At 52.6% G+C, this 2,876-nt stretch carries 1 protein-coding gene; it reads left to right on the top strand.

Going from position 1 to position 2,876, the window contains the following annotated elements; genetic code table 11:
* The first annotated feature begins 349 nt into the window (after positions 1 to 349).
* Positions 350 to 1,756: a PAAR domain-containing protein gene (locus tag RYH74_RS25875; protein WP_286100345.1), complete on the top strand. Its 1,407-nt coding sequence runs from the start codon at positions 350 to 352 to the stop codon at positions 1,754 to 1,756.
* Positions 1,757 to 2,876 lie beyond the last annotated feature (1,120 nt).

The following is a 2,876-nucleotide window of genomic DNA, read 5'->3' as shown; positions in this document are numbered from 1 at the left end:
AGCTCCCACACCGACCGCGCAGGGAGATTGCATAGAGAACAAGGTTCGAGAGCGTGTCACATTCTCTGTGGGAGCGGGCGCGCCCGCGAAGGGCCTAACGCGGTGTATGGCACCGGCTACGCCGGTGTTCGCGGGCGCGCCCGCTCCCACAGAGCCCTGCTAAATCGATGATTTATGTGTTGTTCTATGAGAGCGGGCATGCCCGCGAAGAGGCCGGCATTGCCATCAATAAAATAACGTAGTCCAAATCTCTATTCCTTGTAGGACCCTTCCTAAACCCCCGCCACCCCGAAAATACCCGCCAACCGCCTGCTAGGTTCCTGGCTTCCACCTGAAAAAGAGGCGAGCCATGAGCATGCGCATGAACATCTTCGGCCGATACCAAGGCCTGGACGGCGACGAAACCACCACAGGCGCCATCTGCATTGCCAGCCAAGCCAGGGGCCGTGTGCATGGCCGCAACTGGCTACTTCAAGGCGACCCGACCACACCCTGCCCGCTATGTGGACAAGCGGGCACCATCGTCGAGGGCGAAGTCCGCTGGCGGCAGGATGGTATTCCCACAGCTCTGGACGGAGCACTGGTGCAATGCGGGTGCCCACAGGGCAGCAATCGCCTGGTTGCAAGTGGGTACGCACCTCCGGCTTCGCGCGGGGCACCCGCATCTGAGCCTGTTCGTGAGGCACCAGCACAGGCCCAGACGGGTAACCCGATAAGAAGTACCTATCAGCCTGAGGTGGTTCAGCCCTCGCCCACTCCTCAAGGCATGGAGCCCGGCTTCTACATCGTTCCGCGCTGTATGTCATACCAGGAAGTCCTGGCAGAGCTGGGCGCGCCGCAGGCCAACCTGCCTCGGTCAATTCTGGAGCGGCTGAACCCGACGTATCAGCGTGGTTTCAAGGCAGGTGAGATCTTTGTCATTGGTGATGGCTTGAGGCGCCCGGCGTGCACTCGGGAAGAGCATTTTGCGATGAGTGCGGCGAAACAGGCGCGGGAGGACTTGGCAGATCTCACAGCGGAAGAAGCTGACTTCTTGATGCGCCATCAGGCCGAAATTGCCGGATTACTCAGCGATGTGAGCTTGGCGATGGGGGTGACTGAGGCGATGGTTGCCAAATCGTTGGATGAAATCAGCGTCACATTGCAAAAAATTGAAGACCTGCATAGACAGCAATTCATCAAGCATGGGCATCTTCGCCATCCAGAGTTTTTTTCGGAACGTCAAAAACTGTTCAAAAAATTAAGCACAAACCTGAATGCGACTGTTCTGAACAAACACCTCAACCTTGGCAACTATGAAAGCCTACGACGGGACTTGGGAATCTCCTCGAGAAGCTTGGTGCACCATTGGAGCAAAGCTGGCGCCCCAGGACATATCCCTGGCTACTCGACACACTTAAACAAGCTGGCCAAAATGGCTAAATACTTGAAACACGGAGGGCGCATCGGTATTGCTGTTGGCGGAATTGGCTCAGCAATAAAAGTCTCCGAAGTATGCCAGGCTGGCAATACAAAGGCCTGTGAAAAAGTCCGAGTTACTGAAGCGGGAAATTTTTCTGGCGGCTTAGCCGGGGGATGGTTTGGCGCAAAGATGGGAGGAAAGGCCGCAACCCAAGTTTGTTGGAGAGCAGGTCCTGCGAGCTTGGTATGCGGAATAGTTATCACTGGCGGAGGAGCATTGGCGGGAAGCCTTGCAGGCATGAAAGGCGGTGAAAAAATCGGCGAAATAATTTTCGAGGCTTTTCAAGATGATTGATCATCTCGACATCAAGCTAAAACTATTTTTAGTCGCTTCCCCTTTCTGCCTCTGCCTAACCGCACTCGCGATGGATCTTCATATCGCATGCTCTCGTCAATATGAAGTAATGACCGCAGCACTCCACCGAAGCCCATGCCTCTCATATTCCGTCAGACTTTGGGGAGAGAAAAGTGTACGTTCAAGAATGCTGGTAACGTTCATGATAGCGGGTGCTATCACACTACCAAACTCCAGCATTCGAAAAGGCTCGCTTGATGCCCGGGATTTTGAGCAGCTCCCTAAACATCTGAAAGCCAAAATCACTATCGCATCATGGCTTAACACCGCCGGTTTTAGCTGGCTAATCATAAACTACTTCATAATATAACCACAACAGAGCTTCGAGATTTTCAAAATGATTGAGCATCTTGATGTAAAACTAAGACTATTTCTGTTAGGCACTCCTATCTGCCTCGCCTTAATCGGGCTTGTATCTGACCTTCACATTGCGTGCTCTCGCCAATATAAAGAAATGACCTCAGCACTCCAACGGAGCGCGTGCCTTCCATTTGCGACCGGCATGTGGGGAGAGAAAAAGATAGGTTCCAGAGTTCTAGTTATTTCTGTAATCGCTGGCGCCATTGGGTCCCCCGCCTCAAGCATTCGCAGCGGGCTATTGGATGAGCAAGACCATTTACAATTCCCTGAGAAGTTAAGAAGAAAAATTCTTATTGCATCATCACTAAACACCATTGGCATCGCTTGGATAGCCATCTATTACCTGACGAAACTGCTAGACTGAGAGACAAAACAGATGAACTCAAATCTTTCATATAACACCGAACCTCAAGCAAACCAGCGCACTCAAAAACACCGACTTCACGTAGTCTCTATATCGAAGCTGATCACCATTACCTAATTATCAGCTGGTCGCCCTCCGCCGCTCTACTTGCACTAATTTCTCATTATGCCAACCACTAAATGACGTAAAGATCGGTTTGCCACTGATTGTATGGTACCGGCTGCGCCGGTGTTCGCGGGCACGCCCGCTCCCACAGGAGTTGTGCACAGCCTGAGGCATTCTGCATAACCTGAGGCATGCACAATCCCTGTAGGAGCGGCTTTAGCCGCGAAAGGG

Source organism: Pseudomonas sp. LSJ-87 (genome assembly GCF_032971465.1).
Taxonomy (GTDB): domain Bacteria; phylum Pseudomonadota; class Gammaproteobacteria; order Pseudomonadales; family Pseudomonadaceae; genus Aquipseudomonas; species Aquipseudomonas putida_Z.
The sequence above is the reverse complement of the archived record's forward strand: the minus strand, read 5'-3'. Positions and strand labels throughout refer to the sequence as shown.

What these genes read in the sequence shown, in the direction of transcription:
- RYH74_RS25875 (WP_286100345.1), top strand. Translation starts at nt 350, where the DNA reads ATGAGCATGCGCATGAACATCTTCGGCCGATACCAAGGCCTGGACGGC.